The organism is Bacillus sp. C28GYM-DRY-1 (genome assembly GCF_030519405.1).
Classification (GTDB): Bacteria; Bacillota; Bacilli; order Bacillales; family Bacillaceae; genus Bacillus; species Bacillus spizizenii_A.
In genome coordinates this window covers 1-25636 of record NZ_JAUMKF010000032.1, presented here as the reverse complement: position 1 = coordinate 25636, position 25636 = coordinate 1, and the positions used below count along the sequence as shown (strand labels likewise).

The following is a 25636-nucleotide window of genomic DNA, read 5'->3' as shown; positions in this document are numbered from 1 at the left end:
TCCTCCTCTTTCTAGTAAACTTCCATATTCGTTTTAAACCATTGCAGCACGGACATACCTTCCTGCTCGCGAATCTCTTCCACATTACGCTGTGCCACTATTTCTCCGTCGGCGAGTACGATGACCTCGTCAACCAGAGTTTCAATTTCATCAATTTCATGTGTGGCTATGACAACGATTTGCTGCTCAAAATCAATATAAGAAACGAGGCTGTTGACAATTGAATCCCTGACCATCGGATCAAGCCCTGAAAAAGGTTCATCAAGCAAGATGACAGGTGCCCGTCTTGCTAAAGCAAGGACGATTTTTAGCCTTCCACGATTTCCTTTTGATAACTTTTTGACCTTTTTTTCCGGGTCAAGCTGCATGTCATTCAACAGCTTATAAGCTTGTTCTGTTTGAAAATCAGGAAATTGCGACTGATAAAAATCCACCATATCCTTTACAGTGAAATGCGGATAAAACATATCAAGCTCTGTAAGATAAGCCGCTTGACGCACCATATCTCTCGTAACCTGCTTTTCATCCGCTTTTACGCATCCTGAAGTCGGAAAGAGAAGGCCAGCCATCATCTTTAAAGTCGTTGACTTGCCGCTGCCGTTAGGTCCAATCAGTCCATAAATTCGTCCGGATGATAAGGTGATCGATACATTATTGACGGCGGTGTGCCGGCCGAATTTTTTTGATACATGTTCCAAGTTGATTTCCATTTTAGCTCCCCTCAGTGAATGTTTTAATCCTTTCTACCATTTCCTCTTTCGATAGCCCCAGCTCTGTCATTTGCTTCACAAAGCCTTCCAGCACTTCCCGTGTCAGCCTGTCCTTCAGCTCATCTACAATTTCTGCTTTCTCCGCAATATATGTGCCTTGCCCCCTTCGTGTCTCCACAATACCCAGCCTTTCCATCTCACTGTATGTCCTTTGAATCGTATTGGGATTTACCTTGGTTTGAATCGCCATTTCTCTCACAGAAGGAAGCTTGTCTCCTGGGAGCAGCTCCTTCCTGACCAGCCGATAAAAGACCTGATCTGCGATTTGCAGATAAATCGGTTTCGAGGATTGGAGATGATTATCCATATTCACACCTCTACTTTACGATCAAGCAGTTTTGAAGCCAGGATGAGCAGCAAGACCATAATGATTATAGCAATAGGAAACCCTAGCACAGACATATGTATAGGTTTTAATTCCAATCTCCAAACATTTTGGAAGTGGAATTCAAAATTGCAATAGACTGTTACCGGCCAGAAATGCTTTTGAGATCCTAATAATGGGCTTATGAGGGTTTTATCGAGAAAGAACCACACTGTGGCCAGCAGCCCCATCGCAGCCCATCGCATTCCGCGCCAATTCCTTACAGAGTGATAAACAGTCCAGAATACAATGACTGTTACTGACATATATAACGAGGAAATAAGCCCGTATATATTCAGCAAAACCACTGTACTTGTTATATCAGCTCGATGCTCCAACAGATAATTTACCGAGAGCATGTGATAAATCCAAATACCATAGGCTGTTAATGCCAATTGAATCATAAATTGATAGAGCAAAGATGCTGCCAATTTGGAAGAAAGCAGCCTGAAACCGCCATTTGGATTATACAGCCAAAGCTGCGATTTCCCCTCTTTGTGAAGATGATAAAACACAAAAACAGGGTTTAAGAACAGCAGTAAAACAGCAACTGCAACAAAGAAACCAAAAATGACAAGTGGTTCTTTCGTGCGAGAAGCTATGATATGACCTGTCATCAAACAGAAAATGATTCCGCAAATCCATACTAGCAACCATATTCTCGAAAGCTTTATATCTTTCTTTAACAGACCTAAAAAAGAATCCATGTCTTTCCCTCCCGGAAGCCTCTTCAGTGTATGAGTAACATAGTACACTAGATCTAAGTCTAATACAACATATTCCATGGATTTATTTGATAAAAAAAACATAATAGATACATATAAACAGCAAAAAAAGGCAAATCCGCCATGTGTATACGGATTTGCCTTTTTGATTATTTTTTCTTATTTTTCATGGAGAGCAGTGCATCACGATAGCTGCGGTCCTGCATTTTATCACTTTCCTCAGTGACCTCTTCTTCTGCCTGATCTGCATCAGAATGCTTAAACTTTTGCAGCGCCTGCCTGTAAATATCATCCCCCATTGTGTCACGTTTCTCTTTTGGAGAATCGCTTTTGACAACGGATGGCGTATGCTCGGCAGACCTAGCTTCAGCAGGGTATTGCGCATCGTTTTTTTCCTCTTCTGGAGGGACGATTCTATCAGTTGCTTCTTGCTTCTCGGGTCCAGGTGAGGCATTGCGGACATTAAATGTAATAAGGGCCGCAATGACAATGACAGCAGCAATAATTGCTATAATAATGGCCATTTCAACCTCTCCTTACTGTCCTGCTGTTAGGTTTCCTGTGACTTGGCTGACGCGTCTTCCTAAGGCGCGTCCAAGCTGAATACCTTCCTCAGACATTAACTCATCACTGTCAACCGGACAAGTGACGCCTGCTCCGTAATAAGAGCCGTACAGTGCGTTTTCAGGCACGTTGCCAGGCAGACCGACAACAATCATTCCTTGATGGAACATTGGGGTGATTAAGTTGTGCATTGTCATTTCCAAGCCGCCGTGTGTTGTTGCCGTTGTGCAGAATACTGCGCCGACTTTGTTGATCAGTTCGCCTTCAGCCCACAGGTAGCCGAGTCTGTCGATCCAAGTTTTTAGACCTGCACTGATTGTTCCGAAATGCCCCGGGCATCCCCAAATAATCGCGTCCATGTCTTTAAGCTTGCGGATATCCGCCTGATCTACGTGGTCGATGAACACTTCAGCCGCGTCGTTTTCCCGAGCGCCTTCAGCAATCGCTTCTGCCAATACCTTCGTATGTTCGCCTTCACTGTCATACACTACATAAATTTTCATTCAGGAAACCTCCCTGTACAGTTTAAGATTCCTTAACTTCTTTTGGTGCCGGAAGCAATGAAAGCTCCTCTTTTTTCTTCTTGCGCAATTTATCTTTTCTGACGTCACGCAGGAAGATACTTAAAATTAATCCTGCAACGCAGAATAATGTTGCCCACATAAAGGCGTCATTAATCCCCATGACGTTTGAATCGAGTGTCGCGTGTTTATAAATATGAGTGTAAATATACGTTTTCGCTGTCTCATAAGGTACATTCATATTCACCATTAAATTCGAAATTGCATTTTGAAACGCATGGAGGAAGTTCGGGTCCGCCGTGTTTGTTTTATCTGCAATTTGTGAATAATGGAATGTCGTCCGGTTCGTATAAATCGTCGTAATTAAACTTGTTCCGATTGATCCGCTGATTTGGCGAAGCGTGTTGCTCATCGCCGTTCCGTGGCTGTTCAGACGGGCAGGAAGCTGGTTCATCCCGGCTGTCATGACTGGCATCATTAAGAGAGACATACCAAATGCTCGAATAGCATAGATCAGCATGATGTGCGTATATGGTGTATCAATTGTCAATTGTGTGTATTGATATGTTGTCACCACTGTCACGAGAAGCCCAATAATCGCAAGCGGTCTCGGTCCGAATTTGTCAAACAAAATACCTGAGATCGGTGACATAATCAGCATCACGATCGCACCCGGAAGCAGAAGCAGACCGGATTGAAGCGCCGTAAATCCGACCAGGTTTTGCAGATAGATCGGCAACAGGAACATACCAGTGTAAAGTGCCACTGTAATAATGATATTGATTACACTTGATAATGAGAAAATGTCATATTTAAACACTCTGAAATCAAGCATCGGATCATCATGCCGCAATTGCTGAACCACAAAAGCAACGATTGCAATGACGCCGATTATAACTGTAGACAGTACAATCGGGTCGGTCCAGCCGTCAGAACCCGCTTCACTGACTCCGTATAACAAGGATGCGAATCCGACAATCGAGAGGATCGCTCCAAGTGTGTCGAGTTTGATTTTTTGCGGCTCCACCAGATTCTTAAATATGAAGAAAGCCACAATGATAACAATTACGCCGATCGGCACAAGTCCGTAAAACATGATGCGCCATGTGTAATGCTCAATAATCCACCCAGAAAGAGTCGGGCCGACCGCTGGCGCAAACATCATCGCAAGTCCGAAAATCCCCATTCCTTTCCCCCTGCTTTCAGGCGGGAAGATTAACAGAATGGTTGTCATAACGAGCGGCTGCAAGATACCTCCGCCGACGGCTTGGATCAAACGGCCGATTAGCATTACAGAGAAGTTAGGTGCGATACCGCAGACTAACGTACCAAGCGTAAAACAGAACATAGCGACGAGAAAGAGACTCCGTTGGCCAAACCGTGTAATCAGGAAGGCAGATAACGGAATCAATACGCCGTTAACAAGCATGTAACCTGTTGTCAGCCACTGAATCGTCGTTGCACTTACACCAAATTCAGTCATTAAGTGCGGCATTGCGACGTTAAGCAATGTTTGGTTTAGTATTGCCAAAAATAAACCCGCCATTAGCACAATAAGCAATGTCATAGGGTTTTTTGTGTTTTTGTCTTTGCCTGTAGCCATCTAAGACAACCTCCTTTCATGGTTTGATGACTGATCTGTTTTACTCAGAAATCTTAACAGATGCATTCATACCAGGAATCACCTTATCAGATGGGTTTTTGATTGAAATTTTAACAGGAACTTTTTGCGTTACTTTTGTGTAGTTTCCGCTTGAATTCGTAGATGGAAGCATATCAAAAGTTGAGTTAGTCGCATAGCCAATTTCTTCTACAGTGCCGTCAAAAGTTGTATCAGGATCTCCGTCAACGACTACATCTACACTATTACCCACTTCAATATCGGCAATATCTGTTTCTTTAATATTTGCTGTGATGTACAGGTTGTCCATATCAATGGTTTGCGCAATTGTAGTACCAGCTTGTACAGTTTGTCCGTTTTTCACTTCGTTTTTCACAATTGTTCCATCCATAATGGATTTCACATCAACAGTTTGTTCACCTTTGATTTTTGCAACTGTGTCGCCTTTTTTCACTGTTTTTCCTTCTTCAAGATTCCAGTCGGATACTTTACCTGCTGCTGGAGCTGAGATAGCTGCCATATCGCCGGCTACTTTTGCTTCATCTGTTTTTACGTAGTTTGTGCTTTGATAATAGTAGTAAGCACCTCCGCCTATAATTGCAAGAACAACAATCAAACCGATAATGTTGGTCAGAATTAAACGTCCTCTGTTCATTTTGTTTTTCTCCTTTCGTTTCATCCTCTATCATTTTGTGGAAAGATGGTGAAAATATGTGGGGAGTTTTCAATTACCGCTTTTTTCTGAACAGCCTTCAGCGAGCTTCGCTAAGCTCCCTGCAAGCTTGCGCAAATATAGAAGCTGAGACGTGTCAAGCTCCTGATACAGGCTCGCGCCCATTTTTGCGTATTGCACAGCGGCTTTCTGTAAAAGCTCTTCCCCCTCTTCGGTTAACTGAATCATTACGATACGGCGGTCACCCGGACTGTCATACCGATTCATCAATTGCCGGTTATATAGGATATCAGTCATCCGCGTAACAGAAGCAGGCTTAAGATCAAGCGACATGGCCAGCTTGCTGAGCGGCGTGCTTCCGCTTTGATGAATTTTAAACATCAGTAAATATTGAAGGACTGTAATATCAAAAGGCTCAAGTACAATCTCCAATATCTTCTTCTGCTTTTTATAGATAGCCCGAGACGTATCAAAGAGCTGTTCAAAAGTGAGCAAAGCACGTTCTGATTCAGTCAACTCCTTTTCACCTCATTCCTCAATAATAGTTCACAAGATAAAATATTAATAAATGAAAGAAGATTTGTCAAAGGAAAAATTTCTTTTTTCCTTGTATTTTTTTCTCAAACGGTTTCTTGCTTTTATTAAATAAAAAAAAGCCCTAAAAAGGGCTTTTCATTACGAAAATTGATGGCTGACACCGGATTCTTCATTTCTGAAAAAGTTCTTCAACGCCTGAAAAACATCGGATTTCTGTTTTAAAATATAGTACTTAAATTTCTCGTTTTTCACATTTTTATATGCAGACATTAACGTTGAATGCCTGTTGTACTGATTGACCTCGCCGTAACAGAATAGATTGGCCTTCTTCATAATATCATTAACCAGTTTCACACAACGCGCGTTATCCGATGTCAGGTTATCACCGTCAGAAAAATGAAACGGGTAAATGTTGTAGCTGGCGGGATTGTACTTTTCGTCAATAAGCTCAAGCGACTTCCGGTATACAGAAGAACAGATCGTGCCGCCGCTTTCCCCCTTTGAGAAGAAGTCCTCCTCCGACACGACTCTTGCTTCTGTATGATGGGCAATAAATTCAATTTCAACGGTCTCATATTTTGTCCGCAAAAAACGGGTCATCCAGAAAAAGAAACTTCTGGCCATGTATTTTTCCCAAACCCCCATACTGCCGCTTGTATCCATCATTGCTAAGACGACGGCTTTTGACTCGGGCTTCGTTATGTCATTCCACGTCTTATACTTCAGGTCCTCCGGGTAAATCGGATAAAACGACGGCTTCCCTGACATCGCGTTTCGTTTAAAAGCCGACATCATTGTTCTTTTCTTATCAATATTACCTGTTAACCCAGTTTTACGGATATCATTAAATTCAATATCTGTATGAAGGATATTGTCCCGCTCTTTTTGCTGGAGATTCGGAAGTTCTAATTCCTTAAAAAGCGCTTCTTCTAAATCTATTAATGAAACTTCTGCTTCATAATAATCTTCGCCTGCCTGATCACCGGCTCCCTGTCCTTTACCCGGCCCCTGTTTTTTGTCTGATCCGTCCCGGGCCACAACATCTCCAACCTGGCTGTCGCCTTCTCCTTGCCCTACGTGTTTATTTTTATCATAGTTATAACGGATTTTATACTCATCCAATGAACGGATTGGGATCTTCACTACATCTTTTCCATTAGACATAATAATACTTTCCTCAGTCACGAGGTCCGGAAGATTGTTTTTGATCGCTTCCTGCACTTTTTTCTGGTGGCGCTGCTGGTCATCGAAGCCTTTGCGATGGAGGGACCAGTTTTCCTCAGAAATCAAAAAATGGCCGCTGTCATTTTGGGACATGAATTCCCCTCCTTAACCATTTGTGGTCGTGATACATACGTATTCCGGCTTGTGCCAGATTATGAAACAAGTCTTTCGATAAGATTTATATTCATCATATGCACAAAAGCATGGTTAATTGACAAACTATTTAGAAAATGGGACAAAATAACCCGCCCTATTCGGACGGGTCAAGGTACTTATCGGTTCAGCAGGCTGCCGACATATTTCAGCAGCTCATTAGCACTCGTCGAGTTGTAGCCGTGCTCATCAATTAAACGGGCCACGACTTCATTTACCTTTTTCAGCTGCTGCTCATCCGGCGTTTTTGTTGATGTCGTAATTTTAACAACATCCTTTAGATCAGCAAACAACTTTTTCTGAATGGCTTCACGCAGCCTCTCATGAGAATTGTAATCAAACCGCTTCCCCTTTCTCGCATAAGCCGAGATGCGGATTAAGATTTCTTCGCGGAACGCTTTTTTTGCGTTTTCCGAAATGCCGATCTGCTCTTCGATCGATCTCATAAGCTTTTCGTCAGGGTTCATTTCTTCTCCTGTCAAAGGATCACGAAGCTTGTTTTTATTGCAATAGGCCTCTACGTTATCGAGGTAATTGTCCATAAGGGTTTTAGCTGATTCTTCATATGAGTACACAAACGCTTTTTGAACTTCCTTTTTCGCAATGTCGTCATATTCCTTGCGGGCGGCAGAAATAAAGTTCAAATACCGCTCCCTGTCCTCGCTTGAAATCGAAGGGTGCTGATCAAGACCTTCTTTTAAGGAACGAAGAACATCAAGAGAATTGATCGACTCCATATTTTTTCTGATAATTGTTGAAGAAATCCGGTTGATCACGTACCGCGGATCAATGCCGCTCATTCCTTCGTCGTTATATTCTTTTTTCATATCCTCAACGTCGACAGAATTATACCCTTCCACACTTTCTCCATCATACAGTCTCATTTTCTTGACCAGATCAATATCCGACCGCTTCGGTTCTTTTAATCGGGTAAGAATCGAGAACATCGCAGCAACCTTCAACGTATGCGGAGCAATATGAACATCCGACACATCGCTCTCCGCGATCATTTTTTCATAAATTCTCTCTTCCTCAGACACTTTTAAGTTATAAGGCACCGGCATCACAATGATTCTCGAGTGCAGGGCTTCATTTTTCTTATTAGAAATAAATGAGCGATACTCCGTTTCATTCGTGTGAGCCACGATCAGCTCATCAGCAGAAATTAACGCAAATCGCCCGGCTTTAAAATTCCCTTCCTGTGTCAATGAAAGCAAATGCCAGAGAAATTTCTCATCACATTTCAGCATCTCCTGAAACTCCATCATCCCGCGATTCGCTTTATTCAGCTCTCCGTCAAACCGGTATGCGCGCGGATCTGATTCTGAACCGTACTCAGCAATGGTTGAGAAATCAATACTTCCCGTCAAATCAGCAATATCCTGAGATTTCGGATCAGACGGACTGAATGTTCCAATTCCCGTACGTTTATCTTCTGAAAAGAAAATGCGCTCAACCTTCACATCCTCAATTCTTCCTCCGTACTCTTCCTCCAGCCTCATGACATTTAAAGGAGAAAGACTTCCTTCTATTCTAATGCCGTATTCTCTGTAAAAGTCATCACGCAAATGATGGGGAATTAAATGTAGAGGGTCTTCGTGCATCGGGCAGCCTTTAATCGCATATACAGCGCCATTATCCGTCAATGTGTATGCTTCGAGACCTTTTTTTAGCATCGTGACCAGCGTGGATTTACCGCCGCTCACAGGTCCCATCAGCAATAGAATCCGTTTTCTGACATCAAGACGTTTCGCGGCCGGATGAAAATACTCTTCCACAAGACGCTCTAAAGATTCCTCAAGCCCGAACAGTTCGCGGTCAAAAAAGCTGTACTTCTTACGTCCGTCAATCTCCTCTATCCCGCTGTCTTTTATCATATTAAAAACACGAGAATGAGCAGATTGCGCGACCATTGGATTTTCTTTAATAATCTCCAAATAATCGGCGAATGTTCCTTCCCATTTCAGCCGCTGCTCTTCCTCTCTGTACTGTTCAATTTTCTTTAATATATCCATAAGGACCTCCTCCATCATGTTTGATGCGCTATGCAAATAAGGTACTTTATAAAATCTATGCTGCCACCTCGTGATACATGCTTTGGTTTCTTAAAATAAGATACTTATACAGCGTTGACAAGGCAGACCGCAACCGTTCATAATGAAGAAAATACAGAATCATCCAGACTCTGACAGCACGGAAAAATTGAAGAGGGGGAGAGACGGTGAAAACAATCATCATGATGGGTGTCATTGTCACTTTTTTAGTATCAATTTTTACTGCAGGGTACGAAAGCAAGCCGGGAAAAGAATAAAAAAGGGTGCTCCTCGTAAGAGCACCCTTTTTTGTATAACAGAACAATGTTTTATGGTTTTTCTTTAATCTTTAATTGATGATCACTTCTTTTCCCCTGACAACTGCCGCCCTCGCTATTCTCCACATAAACCTTGATATCCTTCTATGGCGCCGGCAATCAGTTTCACTTTCTACCGGTCGGTTAAAAAAGCTCGCGCGTCTTTTCACTATAATGGTTGTTCCGCCGATTTCCCGCAGGCTTTTATCATGGCTCAATCCAAGCTTGATATCACCGGCATTTAATAAACCGTGATACATTAATGCAGCCTGAACATTTACATTTCACCATCACCTTTAACGCTAAGCTTCCCTTTCTCAGTCATATTCCCGCAAATATCAGTCAGGCTTTATAAATTGAATCGATCAAATTGAAGGAAGCCGCTGATTTTCATTATGCGAATACACACAGCCGCTCATTCTCTGCTTCCCCGAGAAAAAGACCTCTGGCAGCCCGCGGCAGACAGCACTTCACTGATTACACCTTCACCTTTGATGCTGGCATGGTGGTATCCACCGCCTGCAGCGTGTCCGGCGCCATAAATTTTAAATGTCCCAGCTTTGTTGCCTCCATTACGATCCTCCTCACATCCTCGTGCATGTTTCTACCGATGCGCTCGGATCACAAGTATAGACCCCGCTGTATTCCACGGCTTCGATCTGGCAATTCGGCCCGATCTTCACTTTATTTCCGCGCACGGTTTTCGCTTTTGTATTTGTCAGATCAATTTCGTCACCTTCGATCAGTTCAGCCGTTAAAACAGGCTGCGGCAGCAGTCTAAGCAATGTCAGCATCCCTTTCCTGCCTGTCACTTGAAGGTGGCGGCATCCGATCTCACGTACATAACTTTCCCCGGCAGAAAGCTTAATGAACACCTGGTCAACGTTTAAAAGCCCGCTGACTTTGCATTTCCCTTCCGATTGAAAGGTTTCCGTTTCACAATCCGCTTCCATGACTGCTTTTCCGCTAATGACAATGTTATCAGCCTTGACTGTGCCGCCAATTGTTGTTGATCCAGCAATCTTTAATTGTTTTGCAGATACCTCTCCTTCAATGATACCTGTTCCGTTAATTCGAATAAATTTTGCTTCAACGTCTCCATGTATCTTTCCTGAACCGCTGATGGTTACCGCTTTCGCTTTGACGCTACCGTCAGCTGTTCCGGTTCCATTAAAAGAAAAAGTGTCACACTCCACATCCCCGGCCACTGTTCCGCTGCCGTTGATTTCAACTGATTGAAATGTTCCTCCCTTTGAACTTCCTGATCCGTTTATCACCAGCTTTTCCATTACATCCATTGATGGCCCTCCTGTATATATGTTGTTTTTAACTCCTCTGACGCTTTTACTAAATCTACCCGTTCCACAACCTTGACGGACGATTCAAACAGAATGCTGTCCGCTGCAGCCGCTATAAAACAAGTTGTGACACCGAGCTTCCGCAGCACAATCAGCTCCGTCTGTTTCTTGATCTCTTCAGTATCATGCTGCTTTAACACCTCTGCAGCCATTTTTGCTTCTGCCAGACTGACATTGCCGGACTGCAGGAGTCCTTCAAGCACATACAGCGATAGCAGATCTCGGGAAGAAAAAACCGAATCTCCTCCGCCATTTGAAAAAACATCAAGTGCAGTTCTTGAAATCAATCCTCTATGAATCAATTCATCAGCAGTCATGCTGACATCCTTCATTTTCGGTGACAGCATTTCCCTCATTTCATCCAGTGACAAATTTTCCTTCATCTTTTGAATCATTGAAATGCGGTTTAAAATATCCTCTCTCGGAAAAAACGTTTCTTGTCCTGTAAATGTGGATTTGCGTATAAACCATTCCTCAGGAATTAAGTTTTTCCGCTTCCACCGATACAGCTGACCATATGAAATTGATGTTTTTTCAAGCAATTCTTTTTTAGAGATTAATTGTTCTTCCATAAGTCCAGCTCCTTTGGTGGGTTCATTGTAACATAACACTGTTATGTTTTTAAGCCCAAAAACAAAACAAAGCATTTCCCACAGCACAAAAAAATCCGCCCATCATCAATGAGCGGATTTTCTCACTATGTTAAATCACGGTAATTTTGCTGACGCAGCGCTTCATAAACGAGAATCGCCGCAGTGTTGGACAGATTTAACGATCTAACGTGCTCTGTCATCGGAAGACGCAGGCAGCGTTCCATGTTATTTTGAATTAAATCCTTTGGCAAACCGCTTGTTTCTCTTCCGAATACGAAGAAATAATCCTCGTCAAGATCAGTGTAATCAAACGATGTATGAGGCTGCTGACCGAATTTCGTGATAAAGAAAAACTGGCCTTTTTGATATTCCTCAAACAATTCTTCTAACGAATCATGATACACAACGTTAACAAACTCCCAATAATCGAGTCCGGCACGCTTCAGCATTTTATCATCCGTTGAAAAGCCGAGCGGACGAATCAGGTGGAGCGTTGTATTGGTTGCTGCACAAGTACGTGCAATATTCCCTGTATTGGCGGGAATTTCTGGTTGATATAAAACAACATGTATTGCCACAATGTTCACCTCTGTTTTTCTTATCCGCTCATCATTATATCATTAATTAGTCTTTTGTCGTATCATCAACGATGTGAAAAAAGGCATATCGTATCGACGGCGTATATGCTGTAGAATCCTCGTATGACCAATACCTCATCCGGCTGTCATAGGACTGGGCATTGACAAGCGGCATATTGCCTTTGTCCTTCGCCACGACAATCGTTGTATGATTAAATCGGCCGTCTCCTTCAAAGTCATAGCAAATCACATCGCCCGGCATCAGCTCTTCCGCAGATTTCATCCGCACCGCACGAAGACCGGCCTTTGAATTCGACAAATACATTTTCATAGAATGAGCCACCGTCCAGCTGTAGCTCCATGAGCTTTGTTTCATCCACCAGCCTGATCCTCTATTCGGATGGCCGCGCATCGGCGCGCCTCCTGCTTGAAGGCACTGTGAAATAAAATTCGTGCAGTTATCGCTGAAATTTTTATATGCCGGGTTGCGCTTGTTCCAAAATTTCTCGGCATATTGCACAGCGCCGAGACGATCGTATTGAAAGGCCCTACCAAACGCTTCCCTTTCCTCTTGAGTATAGTCAATAATACTGGTCCCTTCATGAAATCCAGCCGGCTTTTTCGCAATGTCTTGATCACTAATCAAAATATGATCATAAAGGAAAGCCACCCGCTCCTCTATGTGCTCTTCCATATACAAGCTGTCATCCTGCGCCTTACACACGTATTCGTAATGGATGGTATACGTAAGGCAGGTCGTTCCGTCATCCTCTACCCGCATATGATCGATGATGGCCTTTGCTTTCGCTTTTATGATGTCAACTTTACGTTTTTCCAGAAGCTTCTTCTTTCGCTCCAAGACTTCAAGGTCTCCGACTTCAGACTCTTGTCTCATAGCATGCCCGTTAACCAAATAGCTCAGCCGCTCCTCCGCTAATTGTTCTAAAATGTGCTTCAAGCTCACCCCACCCGCCATACTTTTTTATAGAGAAAAAACACTTGGATACATCTCAAGTGTTTTTTCCTTCTGTTCTATACGTATGTCAGGACAGGCCTTGTTTAGTCATGCCTGAAGCTTTTAGCAACTCAATTCCTTTTTCAATTTCCAGCTTTGCCTCTTCATCCTTCTCTTTTTCAAGCGCTTTTGCAAGCTCTTCTGCATATCCATGATCACCGATTTTACCGATCGCCCATGCAGCTGTTCCTCTGATAACAGGACGCGGATCTTTATGCATCAGTTCCGTCAATTCAGGCAGTGCGGAAGCATCCTTAAAATGGGCAAGGGCTAGAATGGCGTTTCGCTGAATCGGTTTCTTCCCGCGCCAAGAACCTGAGACATGTCCGAATTTCTCCTTAAATTCACGGTTGCTGATGGTCAATAGCGGCTTCAATAATGGTTTGGCTATCTCAGGGTCAGGCTCCATTTCCGGATGGAGGTGAAAATCCTTCCCCTTATTGAGAGGACACACCGTTTGACACGTGTCGCACCCATACAGGCGGTTTCCAATCTTTGTCCGGAATTCATCAGGCAAAAATCCTTTCGTCTGGGTCAAAAAAGAGATACAGCGCTGCGCATTCAGCTGTCCCGGATTTACAAGGGCTCCCGTCGGACAGGCGTCCAGACATTTTGTGCAGGACCCGCACATATCTTCAATTGGCACATCAGGCTCAAAAGGTATATTCGTAATCATTTCTGCAAGATACACATAAGAGCCATACTCAGGCGTTGTGATCATACAATTTTTCGCGCTGAATCCGATGCCTGCCCGCTCTGCAACGGCCCGGTCAGACAATTCGCCAGTATCGACCATTGACTTTGTTCTGATATCCTCATGCTTGCTTCTCAGAAATTCCTCCAGCAGATCGAGCTTTTCCCTCAGCACATCGTGATAGTCTTTGCCCCAGGAGGCTCTGCAAAAAATGCCTCTGCGCTCAGTTCTCGTGCTTCTCGGCGCATCCTTCATTCTGGAAGGATATGCGAGAGCGATCGCCACAATTGATTTCGCTTTCGGTAAAAGCAGCTTCGGCGTCACCCTTTTCTCGATATCAGGCTCTTCAAAGCCGGAGAGATAGCCGAGTGATTCTTGAAGAATCAAACGGTCTTTTAAACTGTCAAATGTATCAGCGGTCGTAAAACCAATCTTGTCCACGCCAATGCTTTTCGCGTATTCAATTAATTCTTCTTTGAGCTGATGAACGTTCATGTTTTGCACAGCCTCCTTTCTTTGTGATAAAACGATACAGCGTATATAATAGGTTGATATCACGTAACTGGAGTGAATGCTAGTGAATATCAAACTTGATTCTGTTATTACTGAGCGCGCGGCCGGCTTACATGCGGCTGCTGTGATTTATGAGAATATTGATGTCAGCTACTCTCCGCAAATGCTGAAAGGCAGGCTTCGCCTATTTCAAGAATCCCTGTTTTTCGATTATGCGGACGGCGGAATATCTGATGAGCCCTTCGTCAAGGAATGGCAGGAACTCTTTAAACAGCTTAACCCTACATTTGAGGGAGAAACAACCCCAATGGAGGACATGCTGATCCCAATATCCAGAGAACAATTCATGGAAAGTAAGGATTCAGCCCATGACACCAACGATTTTTTCGCCTTAAAATATTCTCTGCCCATTATGATTTATGATGCCGGCAAGCTACATGAGCCAGTCCGAATCTCATTGGGAGAAAAAGAAAACATACTGCTTTTCTCTGATAAAAACGGCATATTTGGCGATTTAAAAAACAGTGTCAATCGCTATCCCGTTTCAGACAAGACCAAGAGCATGCTGCAAATCATTTTTTTCCCGCCATCCATTGAAAAAAGCAGTGCTGTTAGACTCTTATCATCATTAACGAAAATGTTTGAACAAATTCACGGCGGTGCCCATACAGTACATTGGCTTACGTAAAGAACACGATTGACGTGTTCTTTTTTACATAAAAAAACGCAATACTTCGTTTATCTAAGAAACGAAACACTGCGTTAATAACGTATGTATGGAGCGGGTGATGAGAATCGAACTCACGACATCAGCTTGGAAGGCTGAGGTTTTACCACTAAACTACACCCGCATTTGTGTTTGTCAGTAACAGTACCGTCCTGACTTGTCTAATATTACACGTTTATTAATTTTTCGTCAAGGGAATATAAAAATTTTGTCGAAAAAAAGTTTTATATTTGTAAATTTGTTAAGTCACATTTACATAATGTTAAGTATACTATACAATATAATCAATCGAGCATGCGAAGGGGACAGACGTCATGATGAAAAATAAAGTAAAAGAGCTGAGGGCGCGCTTCGGCTATTCTCAGGAAAAACTCGGAGAAACGATTGGCGTTACAAGACAGACTGTGGCAGCTATTGAAAAAGGCGATTATGTTCCCTCACTGTTGTTAGCACTGAAAATCTGCAAGGCCTTCTCCATGAAAATGGAGGATGTCTTTTGGTTAGAGGAGGAAAACTAGATGAGCATGAAAACAAAAGCAGCTTTTCAACTTGTTTTATTTGGCCTTGCATGCTGGACGCTAATTGCATACTTTGAAGCATCAGAAGGCATTGCATCTTTTATCCGCACAAAGAGCGGCGAGATGATGTTTGAATTAAACCTCACTCCCTTTATTCTGTTTGTTGCGGCGTCAGCGGTTTATTTGTACTTACAGAAGAAAGGCCGCCCTGCTGCAAAAAAGCTTCTTCTGCCAGATGAATTTGAAGAGCAGGATGAAAGAGAGAGAATGATGACGGCAAAAGCATGCCGCGCGTCATATATCGCCGTCTACTTCTCGCTTCCTGTCGCAGCGGTTCTTCTCATTTTTTATCCGCTTTTTCAATCGCGTATTCCGTTTTTCCCTATTATTATTGTGTTTATCATCATGATCATCCAGCACCTATCCTATGTCATCTCTTTCAAGAAAAACGAAAAAAACTCCGGCGCTCTGTAATCGGCCGGAGTTTCTTCTTACCAGCTCGCTTTTTTCACACCGGGAATCTGGCCTTTATGAGCCAGCTCCCTGAAAGCGATTCTGGACAGTTTAAACTTCCTCATATATCCTCTCGGGCGACCCGTTACCATGCAGCGATTGTGGAGTCTTCCCGGTGCTGAATCTCTCGGCAGCTTGCTGAGTGCCTCGTAATCTCCTTTTTCTTTCAACTCGCGTCTAATATCACCGTATTGTTCAACAAGCCGTTGGCGTTTTAACTCTTTTGCCACTTTTGATTTTTTAGCCAAGACACATAGCCTCCTTTTCAAATCGAAATTATTACGATTTAAAATGTATCATGCACGATTCAAAAAAGCAAGCACACTGTTTTGAAAAACAGAAGGCCAGTGCCGTCCATTTTTAATCTTGCAATTTTACATAATATAGCAAGGCATCTTGATGTTTGATTATATCTTTTTTATGTTCAGAGGTTTTCATGTTTTTCTTGATATCTCTTATACTGCTGCCGATTAATACAGGTTTTTCAAAAGAAATCGGCTCTGCCGACGAAATATTCTGAGTCATTTCATGTGTAGCGCTACCATCACGCCGAAATGACGTACCAGCCGCAATATTCCCCTGTTTATCAACAATTCCATAATGAACGGTGCTCAGCTTATTCTTTCCTTCCCCCTCCTCATTCTCAAAGTACACAAATTGTAATAAATCAGGTTTTTCCTCCGAGTAATCTGTACTTACCTGTCCAACGGTTTCAACAAGCTTTCCGTTTTAATAATGCTCTATATACATTTCAGCTCCAGAAATGCTATCGCTGATATTTGCAACCTCGGCAGTGAATGTTTGTGAGGCTGCAACATCGATCCTGTTTTTTTCGAGGTCTGACATATCCGCCTCTTTGATTTCCATTTGTTTTTATCTTCGCATGCTGTCAGCATAGCGATCAGGCAAATGATTGTTGCGCTTACTAATGTTTTCAGAAAAACAGCTCCCTTCTTTACCTATCATACCATGCTCAGAGGCTGTGTTTTACTTAAACCAGCTGCGCCTTTTCCCCTTTTATTCTAAAACTTTCTCGTCCGCTCATTTTCAAATGGCAAAACCAAAAACCAAGTTCTGCAACATAATACGCCTTTCTAAGAGAGGATAGCCGGACGTTGTCAACTTGTTTATCACTTACTCTGCTTGTTTCGCAAATAGAGTAGAGAAAATCATTCCCGCAAAATTTTTTTATTCTTTTCAAAATCCGTTATGACAAGGGTTTATCAACATTTTCAATACTATATATCGCTTAATAAAGATAACTATTTTATAATAATTATAAAATAATATTGACTTTTTACTTAGAGATGATATTATGTTCTTATAAATTTCAAGAGGTGATGACATGAGTTCAAATAAACTGACAACTAGCTGGGGCGCTCCGGTTGGAGATAATCAAAATTCAATGACTGCCGGTTCTCGCGGACCAACTTTAATCCAAGATGTACATTTACTCGAAAAATTGGCCCATTTCAATAGAGAACGTGTTCCTGAACGTGTCGTTCACGCCAAAGGTGCGGGTGCACACGGATATTTTGAAGTGACAAACGATGTTACAAAATACACGAAAGCCGCTTTCCTTTCTGAAGTCGGCAAACGAACACCGTTGTTCATCCGTTTTTCAACAGTTGCTGGTGAACTTGGCTCGGCTGACACCGTCCGCGACCCGCGCGGATTTGCTGTTAAATTCTATACTGAAGAAGGAAACTACGACATCGTCGGTAACAATACACCAGTCTTTTTCATCCGCGATGCGATCAAGTTCCCTGATTTTATCCATACACAAAAAAGAGATCCAAAAACTCACTTGAAAAACCCTACGGCTGTATGGGATTTCTGGTCACTTTCACCAGAATCACTGCACCAAGTGACAATTCTAATGTCAGACCGCGGAATTCCTGCGACACTTCGCCACATGCACGGCTTCGGAAGCCATACATTCAAATGGACAAATGCCGAAGGCGAAGGCGTATGGATCAAATATCACTTTAAAACAGAACAAGGCGTAAAAAACCTTGATGTCAATACAGCTGCAAAAATTGCCGGTGAAAACCCTGATTACCATACTGAAGATCTTTTCAACGCGATCGAAAACGGTGATTTCCCTGCATGGAAACTATATGTGCAAATCATGCCTTTAGAAGATGCAAATACGTATCGCTTCGATCCGTTTGATGTCACAAAAGTTTGGTCTCAAAAAGACTATCCGTTAATCGAAGTTGGACGAATGGTTCTAGATAGAAATCCGGAAAACTACTTTGCAGAAGTAGAACAAGCGACATTCTCACCTGGAACACTCGTGCCTGGTATTGATGTTTCTCCGGATAAAATGCTTCAAGGCCGGCTGTTTGCTTATCATGATGCACACCGCTACCGTGTCGGTGCAAACCATCAAGCGCTGCCAATCAACCGCGCACGCAACGAAGTGAACAATTATCAGCGTGACGGACAAATGCGTTTTGACAATAACGGCGGCGGATCTGTTTATTACGAGCCTAACAGCTTCGGCGGTCCGAAAGAGTCACCTGAGGATAAACAAGCAGCATATCCAGTACAAGGAATCGCTGACAGCGTGAGCTACGATCACAACGATCACTACACACAAGCCGGTGACCTCTATCGTTTAATGAGCGAAGATGAGCGCGCCCGCCTTGTTGAAAATATCGTTAACGCCATGAAGCCGGTAGAAAAAGAAGAAATCAAACTTCGCCAAATCGAGCATTTCTACAAAGCGGATCCTGAATACGGAAAACGCGTGGCAGAAGGCCTTGGATTGCCGATTAAAAAAGATGCTTAATAGAAATGAAAAAACCCGCTGCAAATAGCGGGTTTTTTTATAGTTAATAGTTAGTTACGTACTGCCGTATGCTTCTTATCAACCTTTATATAAAATTCCTCCATAGGCTCCGCGCAGTTCATAATCTCTCTTTTGTTTTTTCACTCAGAAGTTCAAGCAGCAAAATTTGATTCCCATATGTATTTCGCGTCCTGAGTCGTTTTCTCCCCTCCTTTTACATACAAAAAAGGCCCTTATCTAAAACATAAGAGCCTTTGGCTTCACGATCAGCAAATACTGTAAATATATTAGCTATATTTAAACTTAAAACGTATTCCAATTTGCCTGTCAATTTTATTTATACAGCTTGCTGCCTTGATTCACAAATTCTTCAGCTTTTTCTTTCATTCCTTCTTGAATGGCATCCCATTCACTAAGCTCTTTATCCTTCGCATAATCACGAATATCCTGAGAAATTCTCATACTGCAAAACTTCGGCCCGCACATTGAACAAAAGTGAGCGGTTTTTGCTCCTTCAGCCGGCAGGGTTTCATCATGATATTCAAGTGCTCTTTCCGGATCAAGAGATAGATTAAACTGGTCTCGCCAGCGGAATTCAAAGCGGGCTTTCGATAACGCATCATCCCGTATTTGCGCTCCGGGATGCCCTTTTGCAAGGTCTGCCGCGTGCGCAGCAATTTTATATGTAATGACTCCTTCACGAACATCATCACGATTTGGCAACCCCAAATGCTCCTTCGGCGTTACATAACAAAGCATTGCTGTCCCATACCAGCCGATCATCGCCGCTCCAATTGCTGAAGTAATATGGTCATAGCCCGGTGCAATATCTGTCGTCAGAGGCCCCAATGTGTAAAAAGGCGCTTCTTTGCAAATGTCCATTTGTTTATCGACGTTCTCTTTGATTTTGTGCATCGGCACATGCCCCGGTCCCTCAATCATTACCTGAACATCATGCTTCCAGGCAATTTGCGTCAGCTCTCCAAGCGTCTCTAATTCAGCAAACTGCGCTTCGTCATTGGCATCAGCGATTGATCCGGGACGCAGACCATCCCCAAGAGAAAAAGCAATATCATACGTTTTCATGATTTCGCAGATTTCTTCAAAATGAGTATACAAAAAGCTTTCCTGATGATGAGCCAGACACCACTGCGCCATAATCGCTCCCCCGCGTGACACGATTCCAGTTGTCCGTTTTGCGGTTAGCGGGACATACCGCAGCAAAACACCAGCATGAATCGTAAAATAATCCACTCCCTGCTCTGCCTGCTCAATCAGCGTATCACGGTAAATCTCCCACGTTAAATCCTCCGCTACGCCGTTTACTTTTTCAAGCGCCTGATAAATCGGAACAGTTCCCACAGGCACAGGGCAATTGCGAATAATCCATTCTCGCGTCGTATGAATGTCTTTTCCGGTAGAAAGATCCATCATCGTATCCGCTCCCCAGCGGATGGCCCACGTCATTTTTTCCACTTCTTCTTCAATGGATGACGTAACCGCTGAATTTCCGATATTCGCATTAATCTTCACATGAAAATTCCGGCCGATAATCATCGGTTCACTCTCAGGGTGATTAATATTTGAAGGAATGATCGCCCGGCCGCTTGCTACCTCATTTTTGACAAATTCGGGAGACACATGCTCGCGGATTGCGATAAACTCCATCTCAGGTGTAATGATTCCTTTTTTGGCATAGTGCATTTGAGTGACATTTTGGCCCGCTTTCGCCCGCAGCGGTTTCCGCTTTAGTCCTGGGTAGCTTACATTTGGTTTTGCTTTTTTATAACCGTTATCTTCTGGTTTGACAGCCCGTCCTTCATATTCTTCAACATCGCCGCGCCCTGTGATCCATTTTTGGCGGAGCGGCTTTAGTCCTTCTTGAATATTAATGGTCACATTAGGGTCCGTATACGGTCCGCTTGTATCATAGACACGTACAGGCGCGTTCTCCTCTTCACCGAACGAACCTGTCGTCGGACTTAAGGCGATTTCCCTCATCGGCACTTGGATGTCCGAGGAAGAACCCTCCACGTATACTTTTTTACTCCCCGAAAAACTCGACATAATGGAAATGTTGGCTTGCTGCACTGAATTGTTTTGCATTACTTATCCTTCCCCTCTCTTCGTTTGAAAGGACAAAATCAAGCCCATAACCAGCACAAAAAACCGGATTCAAATGAATGAACCCGGTTACAGTCAGAAAGAAACATACTATTGCCCACACGACAATAATAAAAACAATTCCTCTACTTCCCCACGCTGGTACGAACCAGATCAGGTCCAAAGGGTTAAGAAGTTTACCTTCTCTCTCAGCCCGAAAAGCGGGCACCCCCAGTAACTATTGATTTCTGACTCATCTTAACATGAAATCAATCAAAAAAAAAGAGGAATTTAGATAATATTCAGCCAATTCACCCTAAATATTTGACAGGCAGCGGGATTTCAGCTATTTCATGTTCAGCCACCATCACCCGATATGCCTTTGCACCCGGTCTTGAACTAACTGTCTGAAACAGCTGATCATTTATGAAATGGAGAGCCGCTCCATCATCCGCAGCATAGCCATCACTCAGGAATTCATTAGATATCAGCTGGTGGTATATCGGCCTTCGGTCCTTTTCACCGTCATAATGAGGGCAAAAACTTCCTTGCAACAAACCTAAACTTTTCATACTAGTTAGCGGTCCGGCTGAATCTGTCACCCCTTCTTCAAACCAGCAGATCGCACCGGCACTTAATCCCGCTAGAATCACACCGTTCATCCATGCCTCCCTGAGAATAAGATCCAGCCCCCACTCCTTCCACAGCACAAGCATATTCCTCGTATTTCCCCCGCCAACATACATTACATCCTGTTCCATAACAAAAGAAAGTAAATCTGTTGTCGGTGGCTTAAATAAGGATAAATGAGACGGCACACAATCCAGTGTTTGAAATGCATCATAAAACCGCTGAACATAGTTTTGGGAATCACCACTCGCCGTCGGCAAAAAACAAACGCGAGGCGACTTCCGGTCTGATTGATTGATGATATATTGATCGAGGGACAAATTTTCCGGCTCCATCGAAAAACCCCCGCCGCCCATTGCAATAATCTGCTTCATACTCCCACTCCCCGTCAAAAATTTGTTATTCATTATAGCATTTTGTATAGAAGCAAGAAAATAAAGGCCCTTGAACAATGTCTTTGATCCAATTAACGCCATAGACGTACCTTCAACTGCTCTTAATTTCTTAACAACAAAATACATTAACAAGTATACCGCCGCGATAACGGCAACCTCGAACTCTCACCTCCGAAGACATTGCATGATCAATTAGATGCAGCTGTTTATCTGTATGGAGAACTGTCAGAACTCCTGTTGGAAAAGGCTTGATCCTAGATAAACCATTTCAAATCGACTCGCTTATATCCTGTAGAGAACTGTAAAAAGGTCATAAAAAAAGACGGTCTCTCGTTTATGAAAGACCGTCTCTTCTCCTTTATTGCTCCACTCTTCTTAAAGCCTCGTTTACTGTTTCTTTTATAAACGCGTCTTCACCGCTTAATCGGTCTAAACTGAGATCTCCGTTTCTTAGCCTTTCGGAAATATTGTTTATATCCTCTTCTACCGTGATTTGCAGCTCACCAGCCAAAAACATTCTGTGCAATTCATCAGCAACCATACTCTCTTTGTCCATTTCATCCGCTCCTTTGCTTTCAGTATTATTCTTAGTCTGTCCCTAGGCCTGACAAATCATAGGAAAAAAGTATGAATCAAACGAATCTTTTTTCCTCCTTTTTACGTATATCTGTTGAGATAAAGAAAAAGGGGAAGATCTAACATGTCATTTTTTAAAAAGCTTGCGGCAAGTGCCGGTATTGGTGCTGCAAAAGTAGATACAATTTTAGAGAAAGACGCATATTATCCAGGAGAAGAAATACGGGGAACTGTCCATGTCAAAGGCGGAAAAATTGCTCAGGACATCCGCTATATTGATTTACAGCTTAATACACGGTACGTCATTGTAAAAGACGATGAAGAGCATCGGAAATACACTACAATTCATTCTTTCCGGGTCACTGGTTCATTTACGATTCAGCCTGGAGAAGAGCATCAATTCCCGTTCTCATTCACTCTGCCTCTTGATACGCCGATCACTGTTGGGAAAGTAGAGGTCGCCGTGGTAACAGACCTTGATATCGAAGGCGGTATTGATAAGTCCGACCATGACCGCATTTTCGTTGAAGCGCATCCTTGGGTTGAAAGTGTGCTAGAAGCCATCGAAAACCTAGGCTTCCGTCTTAACGAAGCAGATTGCGAACAAGCACCTTACTTCCAACGCCGCCTACCGTTCGTTCAAGAATTTGAGTTCGTTCCGACATCAGGCTACTATCGTCAGATGCTTAATGAACTAGAGCTTATTTTCCTTTTAGACGATGACGGTTTAGATATGATTTTCGAGGTCGACCGCAGGGCAAGAGGCCTGCGAGGATGGTTTGAAGAGATGTATAATGACGGAGAACAGCTCGTACGTGTCCGCTTCAGCCAATCAGAGCTTGAAGATGCAGAAGGGCTTAAAGAGGTACTAGAAGAGATCATAGACCAATACGCTGAGTGAATGATAAAAAGGAGCCACAATTAATGAAGGCTCCTTTTCTTTAATAAAAAAACCCGTTTCTGTATAAGAAACGGGTTTTCAGTATACCGGTGGTCGGGGTCGAACCGACACTCCAGAAGGAACACGATTTTGAGTCGTGCGCGTCTGCCAATTCCGCCACACCGGCAAGTTTTACGTCGTATCTAACCGACGAATATAAATATATCATGGATCTTATAAAGTGTCAACGTATTTTAAAAAAGTTTTTATGGAAATATAAAATAAAAATTATTAAGAGACTTAACTAAACCTAATGACTCAAGCAGCTTTATGATCACGTGTTAAACATAACTTAGCTGCATAAATCAAAGTAATAAAAAAATGATCTACACAGGTAGATCATTTATATGATTCGTTAAATTGATAAAACACAAACACCAATTGAACTTACCATGTAAGTAAAATTGGTGCCGAGGGCCGGACTTGAACCGGCACGGTAGTCACCTACCGCAGGATTTTAAGTCCTGTGTGTCTGCCAATTCCACCACCCCGGCAAAAGAAAGGCGACACCCGGATTCGAACCGGGGATAAAGGTTTTGCAGACCTCTGCCTTACCACTTGGCTATGCCGCCGTAATTGGAGCGGAAGACGGGATTCGAACCCGCGACCCCCACCTTGGCAAGGTGGTGTTCTACCACTGAACTACTTCCGCATTTAAAGGGACTTAATACATCATATGCAATTTATTATAAAAAGTGAGACTGGGCTAGCTGGATTCGAACCAACGCATGACGGAGTCAAAGTCCGTTGCCTTACCGCTTGGCTATAGCCCAATGATAATATGGGGCGATTGATGGGAATCGAACCCACGAGTGCCAGAGCCACAATCTGGTGCGTTAACCACTTCGCCACAACCGCCATAATCTCAAGATGTTATAAATTTGGCAGGGGCAGTAGGAATCGAACCCACACCGGAGGTTTTGGAGACCTCTGTTCTACCGTTAAACTATGCCCCTATAAATGGTGGAGGGGGGCAGATTCGAACTGCCGAACCCTGAGGGAGCGGATTTACAGTCCGCCGCGTTTAGCCACTTCGCTACCCCTCCACATTAAGTTTTGAAAAACAGTGCCGGCAAGAGGACTTGAACCCCCAACCTACTGATTACAAGTCAGTTGCTCTACCAATTGAGCTACACCGGCATAGGTGGTGGCTCGGGACGGAATCGAACCGCCGACACACGGATTTTCAGTCCGTTGCTCTACCAACTGAGCTACCGAGCCTTATTATTTAAATGGCGGTCCGGACGGGACTCGAACCCGCGACCTCCTGCGTGACAGGCAGGCATTCTAACCAACTGAACTACCGGACCATATTTGTATTAAATGATTTTATCTGCACCTTTCGGGCACTTCTTATATCATTTATATATTTGGTTGCGGGGGCAGGATTTGAACCTGCGACCTTCGGGTTATGAGCCCGACGAGCTACCGAACTGCTCCACCCCGCGATGATAATGGTGGAGGATGACGGGCTCGAACCGCCGACCCTCTGCTTGTAAGGCAGATGCTCTCCCAGCTGAGCTAATCCTCCATCATATAATGACCCGTACGGGATTCGAACCCGTGTTACCGCCGTGAAAGGGCGGTGTCTTAACCGCTTGACCAACGGGCCCAGACTTTCAAATGTGATTATGTATAAGTATCAGTGGCGGAGAGCAAGGGATTCGAACCCTTGAGACGGAGTTGACCGCCTACACGATTTCCAATCGTGCTCCTTCGACCACTCGGACAGCTCTCCAATAATGGCTCCGCAGGTAGGATTCGAACCTACGACCGATCGGTTAACAGCCGATAGCTCTACCACTGAGCTACTGCGGAATGAAGTCTGCCTGGCGATGTCCTACTCTCACAGGGGGAAACCCCCGACTACCATCGGCGCTGAAGAGCTTAACTTCCGTGTTCGGCATGGGAACGGGTGTGACCTCTTCGCCATCATCACCAGACAATTTCAGTGACATTTAACATTATACTATGTATTCTTGAGAAAATCAAGTGTTTTTTTGAAAAAACTTATTCTCTCAAAACTAGATAACAGGTGTGACATCATTCAAAATGTAGGTTAAGTCCTCGATCGATTAGTATCTGTCAGCTCCATGTGTCGCCACACTTCCACCTCAGACCTATCAACCTGATCATCTTTCAGGGATCTTACTTCCTTGCGGAATGGGAAATCTCATCTTGAGG

General features: G+C 43.4%; 23 protein-coding genes, 17 tRNA genes, 2 rRNA genes, 4 pseudogenes and 1 riboswitch. Of the genes and pseudogenes, 5 read left to right on the top strand and 41 right to left on the bottom strand.

Annotated elements, in window-relative coordinates; translation table 11 throughout:
* Positions 1-11 precede the first annotated feature (11 nt).
* The 16 genes and pseudogenes from Q3W56_RS19705 to queG form a co-directional block, all read right to left on the bottom strand.
* Entirely contained in the window at positions 12-710 is a 699-nt protein-coding gene (locus Q3W56_RS19705; RefSeq protein WP_302896585.1) for an ABC transporter ATP-binding protein, read from the bottom strand.
* A gap of 1 nt (position 711) precedes the next feature.
* A complete protein-coding gene (locus Q3W56_RS19700; protein ID WP_268399798.1) occupies positions 712-1077 on the bottom strand; it encodes a GntR family transcriptional regulator in 366 nt (121 codons plus the stop codon).
* A 2-nt stretch (positions 1078-1079) separates the two neighbouring features.
* Entirely contained in the window at positions 1080-1841 is a 762-nt protein-coding gene (locus Q3W56_RS19695) for a hypothetical protein (protein WP_302896584.1), read from the bottom strand.
* Between the two features lie 167 nt (positions 1842-2008).
* On the bottom strand, positions 2009-2383 hold the full coding sequence (locus Q3W56_RS19690) for a hypothetical protein (protein ID WP_268399794.1): 375 nt from the start codon (positions 2381-2383) through the stop codon (positions 2009-2011).
* 12 nt (positions 2384-2395) lie between these two features.
* Positions 2396-2926, bottom strand: coding sequence for an NAD(P)H-dependent oxidoreductase (locus tag Q3W56_RS19685; RefSeq protein ID WP_003224063.1), 531 nt, complete (start codon positions 2924-2926; stop codon positions 2396-2398).
* Positions 2927-2948: 22 nt separating this feature from the next.
* Positions 2949-4547, bottom strand: a complete 1599-nt coding sequence (locus Q3W56_RS19680; protein ID WP_302896583.1) for an MFS transporter — start codon at positions 4545-4547, stop codon at positions 2949-2951.
* A 40-nt stretch (positions 4548-4587) separates the two neighbouring features.
* Positions 4588-5254 (bottom strand): annotated as a pseudogene (locus Q3W56_RS19675) (HlyD family secretion protein).
* Positions 5255-5289: 35 nt separating this feature from the next.
* Complete coding sequence (locus Q3W56_RS19670; RefSeq protein ID WP_302896582.1) at positions 5290-5754, bottom strand: MarR family transcriptional regulator; 465 nt, start codon at positions 5752-5754, stop codon at positions 5290-5292.
* Positions 5755-5913: 159 nt separating this feature from the next.
* Positions 5914-7092, bottom strand: a complete 1179-nt coding sequence (gene yhbH / locus Q3W56_RS19665; RefSeq protein WP_302896581.1) for a sporulation protein YhbH — start codon at positions 7090-7092, stop codon at positions 5914-5916.
* Between the two features lie 179 nt (positions 7093-7271).
* Positions 7272-9167 carry a serine/threonine protein kinase PrkA gene (prkA, locus tag Q3W56_RS19660; RefSeq protein ID WP_003224051.1) on the bottom strand — a complete coding sequence of 632 codons (1896 nt, stop codon included), beginning with the start codon at positions 9165-9167 and terminating at the stop codon, positions 7272-7274.
* A 373-nt stretch (positions 9168-9540) separates the two neighbouring features.
* A pseudogene (locus Q3W56_RS21225) lies at positions 9541-10075 on the bottom strand (hypothetical protein); the annotation flags it as partial.
* 11 nt (positions 10076-10086) lie between these two features.
* On the bottom strand, positions 10087-10800 hold the full coding sequence (locus Q3W56_RS19650) for a bactofilin family protein (protein ID WP_302896579.1): 714 nt from the start codon (positions 10798-10800) through the stop codon (positions 10087-10089).
* Positions 10791-11432: a YhbD family protein gene (locus Q3W56_RS19645; RefSeq protein ID WP_302896578.1), complete on the bottom strand. Its 642-nt coding sequence runs from the start codon at positions 11430-11432 to the stop codon at positions 10791-10793. Before Q3W56_RS19645 ends, Q3W56_RS19650 begins: the two co-directional genes overlap by 10 nt.
* Positions 11433-11557: 125 nt before the next feature.
* A complete protein-coding gene (gene trmL / locus Q3W56_RS19640; RefSeq protein ID WP_080010258.1) occupies positions 11558-12040 on the bottom strand; it encodes a tRNA (uridine(34)/cytosine(34)/5-carboxymethylaminomethyluridine(34)-2'-O)-methyltransferase TrmL in 483 nt (160 codons plus the stop codon).
* A gap of 37 nt (positions 12041-12077) precedes the next feature.
* Complete coding sequence (locus Q3W56_RS19635) at positions 12078-13007, bottom strand: amidase domain-containing protein (RefSeq protein ID WP_302896577.1); 930 nt, start codon at positions 13005-13007, stop codon at positions 12078-12080.
* 67 nt (positions 13008-13074) lie between these two features.
* Complete coding sequence (queG, locus tag Q3W56_RS19630; protein ID WP_302896576.1) at positions 13075-14235, bottom strand: tRNA epoxyqueuosine(34) reductase QueG; 1161 nt, start codon at positions 14233-14235, stop codon at positions 13075-13077.
* Between the two features lie 82 nt (positions 14236-14317).
* On the opposite strand from queG, the gene Q3W56_RS19625 reads away from it, so the two are divergent.
* Positions 14318-14941 (top strand): B3/B4 domain-containing protein, encoded by a 624-nt coding sequence (locus Q3W56_RS19625; protein ID WP_302896575.1) that lies wholly within the window; start codon positions 14318-14320, stop codon positions 14939-14941.
* 89 nt (positions 14942-15030) lie between these two features.
* Here the strand turns inward: Q3W56_RS19625 and Q3W56_RS19620 are convergent.
* A tRNA-Gly gene (locus tag Q3W56_RS19620) sits at positions 15031-15104 on the bottom strand.
* A gap of 193 nt (positions 15105-15297) precedes the next feature.
* Between Q3W56_RS19620 and Q3W56_RS19615 the strand changes: the two genes are divergently transcribed.
* Together Q3W56_RS19615 and Q3W56_RS19610 are read left to right on the top strand one after the other, a co-directional pair.
* Positions 15298-15498, top strand: coding sequence for a helix-turn-helix transcriptional regulator (locus tag Q3W56_RS19615; RefSeq protein ID WP_003224033.1), 201 nt, complete (start codon positions 15298-15300; stop codon positions 15496-15498).
* Positions 15499-15972 (top strand): hypothetical protein, encoded by a 474-nt coding sequence (locus tag Q3W56_RS19610; protein WP_302896574.1) that lies wholly within the window; start codon positions 15499-15501, stop codon positions 15970-15972.
* A 17-nt stretch (positions 15973-15989) separates the two neighbouring features.
* Here the strand turns inward: Q3W56_RS19610 and rpsN are convergent, their stop codons facing one another.
* Both rpsN and Q3W56_RS19600 read right to left on the bottom strand, forming a co-directional pair.
* Positions 15990-16259: a 30S ribosomal protein S14 gene (gene rpsN / locus Q3W56_RS19605; RefSeq protein ID WP_019713732.1), complete on the bottom strand. Its 270-nt coding sequence runs from the start codon at positions 16257-16259 to the stop codon at positions 15990-15992.
* A gap of 112 nt (positions 16260-16371) precedes the next feature.
* Positions 16372-16907: pseudogene (locus tag Q3W56_RS19600) on the bottom strand (hypothetical protein).
* A gap of 449 nt (positions 16908-17356) precedes the next feature.
* Between Q3W56_RS19600 and katA the strand changes: the two are divergent.
* Entirely contained in the window at positions 17357-18808 is a 1452-nt protein-coding gene (katA, locus tag Q3W56_RS19595) for a catalase KatA (protein WP_003239645.1), read from the top strand.
* 50 nt (positions 18809-18858) lie between these two features.
* On the opposite strand, the pseudogene Q3W56_RS19590 reads toward katA, so the two are convergent.
* The 4 genes and pseudogenes from Q3W56_RS19590 to Q3W56_RS19575 all read right to left on the bottom strand — a co-directional run.
* Positions 18859-19022: pseudogene (locus Q3W56_RS19590) on the bottom strand (FbpB family small basic protein); the annotation flags it as partial.
* 119 nt (positions 19023-19141) lie between these two features.
* Positions 19142-20914: a phosphomethylpyrimidine synthase ThiC gene (gene thiC, locus Q3W56_RS19585; RefSeq protein WP_302896573.1), complete on the bottom strand. Its 1773-nt coding sequence runs from the start codon at positions 20912-20914 to the stop codon at positions 19142-19144.
* Positions 20915-21045: 131 nt separating this feature from the next.
* Positions 21046-21154, bottom strand: a riboswitch (TPP riboswitch).
* 68 nt (positions 21155-21222) lie between these two features.
* On the bottom strand, positions 21223-21915 hold the full coding sequence (locus tag Q3W56_RS19580; protein ID WP_302896572.1) for a Type 1 glutamine amidotransferase-like domain-containing protein: 693 nt from the start codon (positions 21913-21915) through the stop codon (positions 21223-21225).
* A gap of 379 nt (positions 21916-22294) precedes the next feature.
* Positions 22295-22492, bottom strand: a complete 198-nt coding sequence (locus Q3W56_RS19575; RefSeq protein WP_003224005.1) for a hypothetical protein — start codon at positions 22490-22492, stop codon at positions 22295-22297.
* Between the two features lie 144 nt (positions 22493-22636).
* On the opposite strand from Q3W56_RS19575, the gene Q3W56_RS19570 reads away from it, so the two are divergent.
* Entirely contained in the window at positions 22637-23413 is a 777-nt protein-coding gene (locus tag Q3W56_RS19570) for a sporulation protein (protein ID WP_302896571.1), read from the top strand.
* A gap of 84 nt (positions 23414-23497) precedes the next feature.
* Here the strand turns inward: Q3W56_RS19570 and Q3W56_RS19565 are convergent.
* The 18 genes from Q3W56_RS19565 to Q3W56_RS19480 all read right to left on the bottom strand — a co-directional run.
* Positions 23498-23579 (bottom strand) — tRNA-Leu (locus tag Q3W56_RS19565).
* Between the two features lie 278 nt (positions 23580-23857).
* A tRNA-Leu gene (locus Q3W56_RS19560) sits at positions 23858-23946 on the bottom strand.
* A 7-nt stretch (positions 23947-23953) separates the two neighbouring features.
* A tRNA-Cys gene (locus Q3W56_RS19555) sits at positions 23954-24024 on the bottom strand.
* 5 nt (positions 24025-24029) lie between these two features.
* Positions 24030-24104: transfer RNA gene (locus Q3W56_RS19550), tRNA-Gly, on the bottom strand.
* A gap of 49 nt (positions 24105-24153) precedes the next feature.
* Positions 24154-24225: transfer RNA gene (locus tag Q3W56_RS19545), tRNA-Gln, on the bottom strand.
* A 9-nt stretch (positions 24226-24234) separates the two neighbouring features.
* Positions 24235-24310 (bottom strand) — tRNA-His (locus tag Q3W56_RS19540).
* Between the two features lie 24 nt (positions 24311-24334).
* A tRNA-Trp gene (locus Q3W56_RS19535) sits at positions 24335-24408 on the bottom strand.
* A 5-nt stretch (positions 24409-24413) separates the two neighbouring features.
* Positions 24414-24498, bottom strand: a tRNA-Tyr gene (locus tag Q3W56_RS19530).
* A 21-nt stretch (positions 24499-24519) separates the two neighbouring features.
* Positions 24520-24592, bottom strand: a tRNA-Thr gene (locus tag Q3W56_RS19525).
* A gap of 5 nt (positions 24593-24597) precedes the next feature.
* Positions 24598-24673 (bottom strand) — tRNA-Phe (locus Q3W56_RS19520).
* Between the two features lie 12 nt (positions 24674-24685).
* Positions 24686-24762 (bottom strand) — tRNA-Asp (locus tag Q3W56_RS19515).
* Between the two features lie 61 nt (positions 24763-24823).
* Positions 24824-24900: transfer RNA gene (locus Q3W56_RS19510), tRNA-Met, on the bottom strand.
* A 7-nt stretch (positions 24901-24907) separates the two neighbouring features.
* Positions 24908-24983: transfer RNA gene (locus Q3W56_RS19505), tRNA-Val, on the bottom strand.
* Positions 24984-24992: 9 nt separating this feature from the next.
* Positions 24993-25064, bottom strand: a tRNA-Glu gene (locus Q3W56_RS19500).
* Positions 25065-25098: 34 nt separating this feature from the next.
* Positions 25099-25190 (bottom strand) — tRNA-Ser (locus tag Q3W56_RS19495).
* A 5-nt stretch (positions 25191-25195) separates the two neighbouring features.
* A tRNA-Asn gene (locus tag Q3W56_RS19490) sits at positions 25196-25270 on the bottom strand.
* Positions 25271-25279: 9 nt separating this feature from the next.
* Positions 25280-25395 (bottom strand): 5S ribosomal RNA (gene rrf / locus Q3W56_RS19485).
* A 112-nt stretch (positions 25396-25507) separates the two neighbouring features.
* Positions 25508-25636, bottom strand: a 23S ribosomal RNA gene (locus Q3W56_RS19480); the annotation flags it as partial.

Bases quoted from the DNA above. Each gene is read 5' to 3' on its own strand.
- Q3W56_RS19705 (WP_302896585.1), bottom strand. From the start codon at position 710: ATGGAAATCAACTTGGAACATGTATCAAAAAAATTCGGCCGGCACACC.
- Q3W56_RS19700 (WP_268399798.1), bottom strand. From the start codon at position 1,077: ATGGATAATCATCTCCAATCCTCGAAACCGATTTATCTGCAAATCGCA.
- Q3W56_RS19695 (WP_302896584.1), bottom strand. From the start codon at position 1,841: ATGGATTCTTTTTTAGGTCTGTTAAAGAAAGATATAAAGCTTTCGAGA.
- Q3W56_RS19690 (WP_268399794.1), bottom strand. From the start codon at position 2,383: ATGGCCATTATTATAGCAATTATTGCTGCTGTCATTGTCATTGCGGCC.
- Q3W56_RS19685 (WP_003224063.1), bottom strand. From the start codon at position 2,926: ATGAAAATTTATGTAGTGTATGACAGTGAAGGCGAACATACGAAGGTA.
- Q3W56_RS19680 (WP_302896583.1), bottom strand. From the start codon at position 4,547: ATGGCTACAGGCAAAGACAAAAACACAAAAAACCCTATGACATTGCTT.
- yhbH (WP_302896581.1), bottom strand. From the start codon at position 7,092: ATGTCCCAAAATGACAGCGGCCATTTTTTGATTTCTGAGGAAAACTGG.
- prkA (WP_003224051.1), bottom strand. From the start codon at position 9,167: ATGGATATATTAAAGAAAATTGAACAGTACAGAGAGGAAGAGCAGCGG.
- Q3W56_RS19650 (WP_302896579.1), bottom strand. From the start codon at position 10,800: ATGGATGTAATGGAAAAGCTGGTGATAAACGGATCAGGAAGTTCAAAG.
- Q3W56_RS19645 (WP_302896578.1), bottom strand. From the start codon at position 11,432: ATGGAAGAACAATTAATCTCTAAAAAAGAATTGCTTGAAAAAACATCA.
- Q3W56_RS19635 (WP_302896577.1), bottom strand. From the start codon at position 13,007: ATGGCGGGTGGGGTGAGCTTGAAGCACATTTTAGAACAATTAGCGGAG.
- queG (WP_302896576.1), bottom strand. From the start codon at position 14,235: ATGAACGTTCATCAGCTCAAAGAAGAATTAATTGAATACGCGAAAAGC.
- Q3W56_RS19615 (WP_003224033.1), top strand. From the start codon at position 15,298: ATGAAAAATAAAGTAAAAGAGCTGAGGGCGCGCTTCGGCTATTCTCAG.
- Q3W56_RS19610 (WP_302896574.1), top strand. From the start codon at position 15,499: ATGAGCATGAAAACAAAAGCAGCTTTTCAACTTGTTTTATTTGGCCTT.
- katA (WP_003239645.1), top strand. From the start codon at position 17,357: ATGAGTTCAAATAAACTGACAACTAGCTGGGGCGCTCCGGTTGGAGAT.
- thiC (WP_302896573.1), bottom strand. From the start codon at position 20,914: ATGCAAAACAATTCAGTGCAGCAAGCCAACATTTCCATTATGTCGAGT.
- Q3W56_RS19580 (WP_302896572.1), bottom strand. From the start codon at position 21,915: ATGAAGCAGATTATTGCAATGGGCGGCGGGGGTTTTTCGATGGAGCCG.
- Q3W56_RS19575 (WP_003224005.1), bottom strand. From the start codon at position 22,492: ATGGACAAAGAGAGTATGGTTGCTGATGAATTGCACAGAATGTTTTTG.
- Q3W56_RS19570 (WP_302896571.1), top strand. From the start codon at position 22,637: ATGTCATTTTTTAAAAAGCTTGCGGCAAGTGCCGGTATTGGTGCTGCA.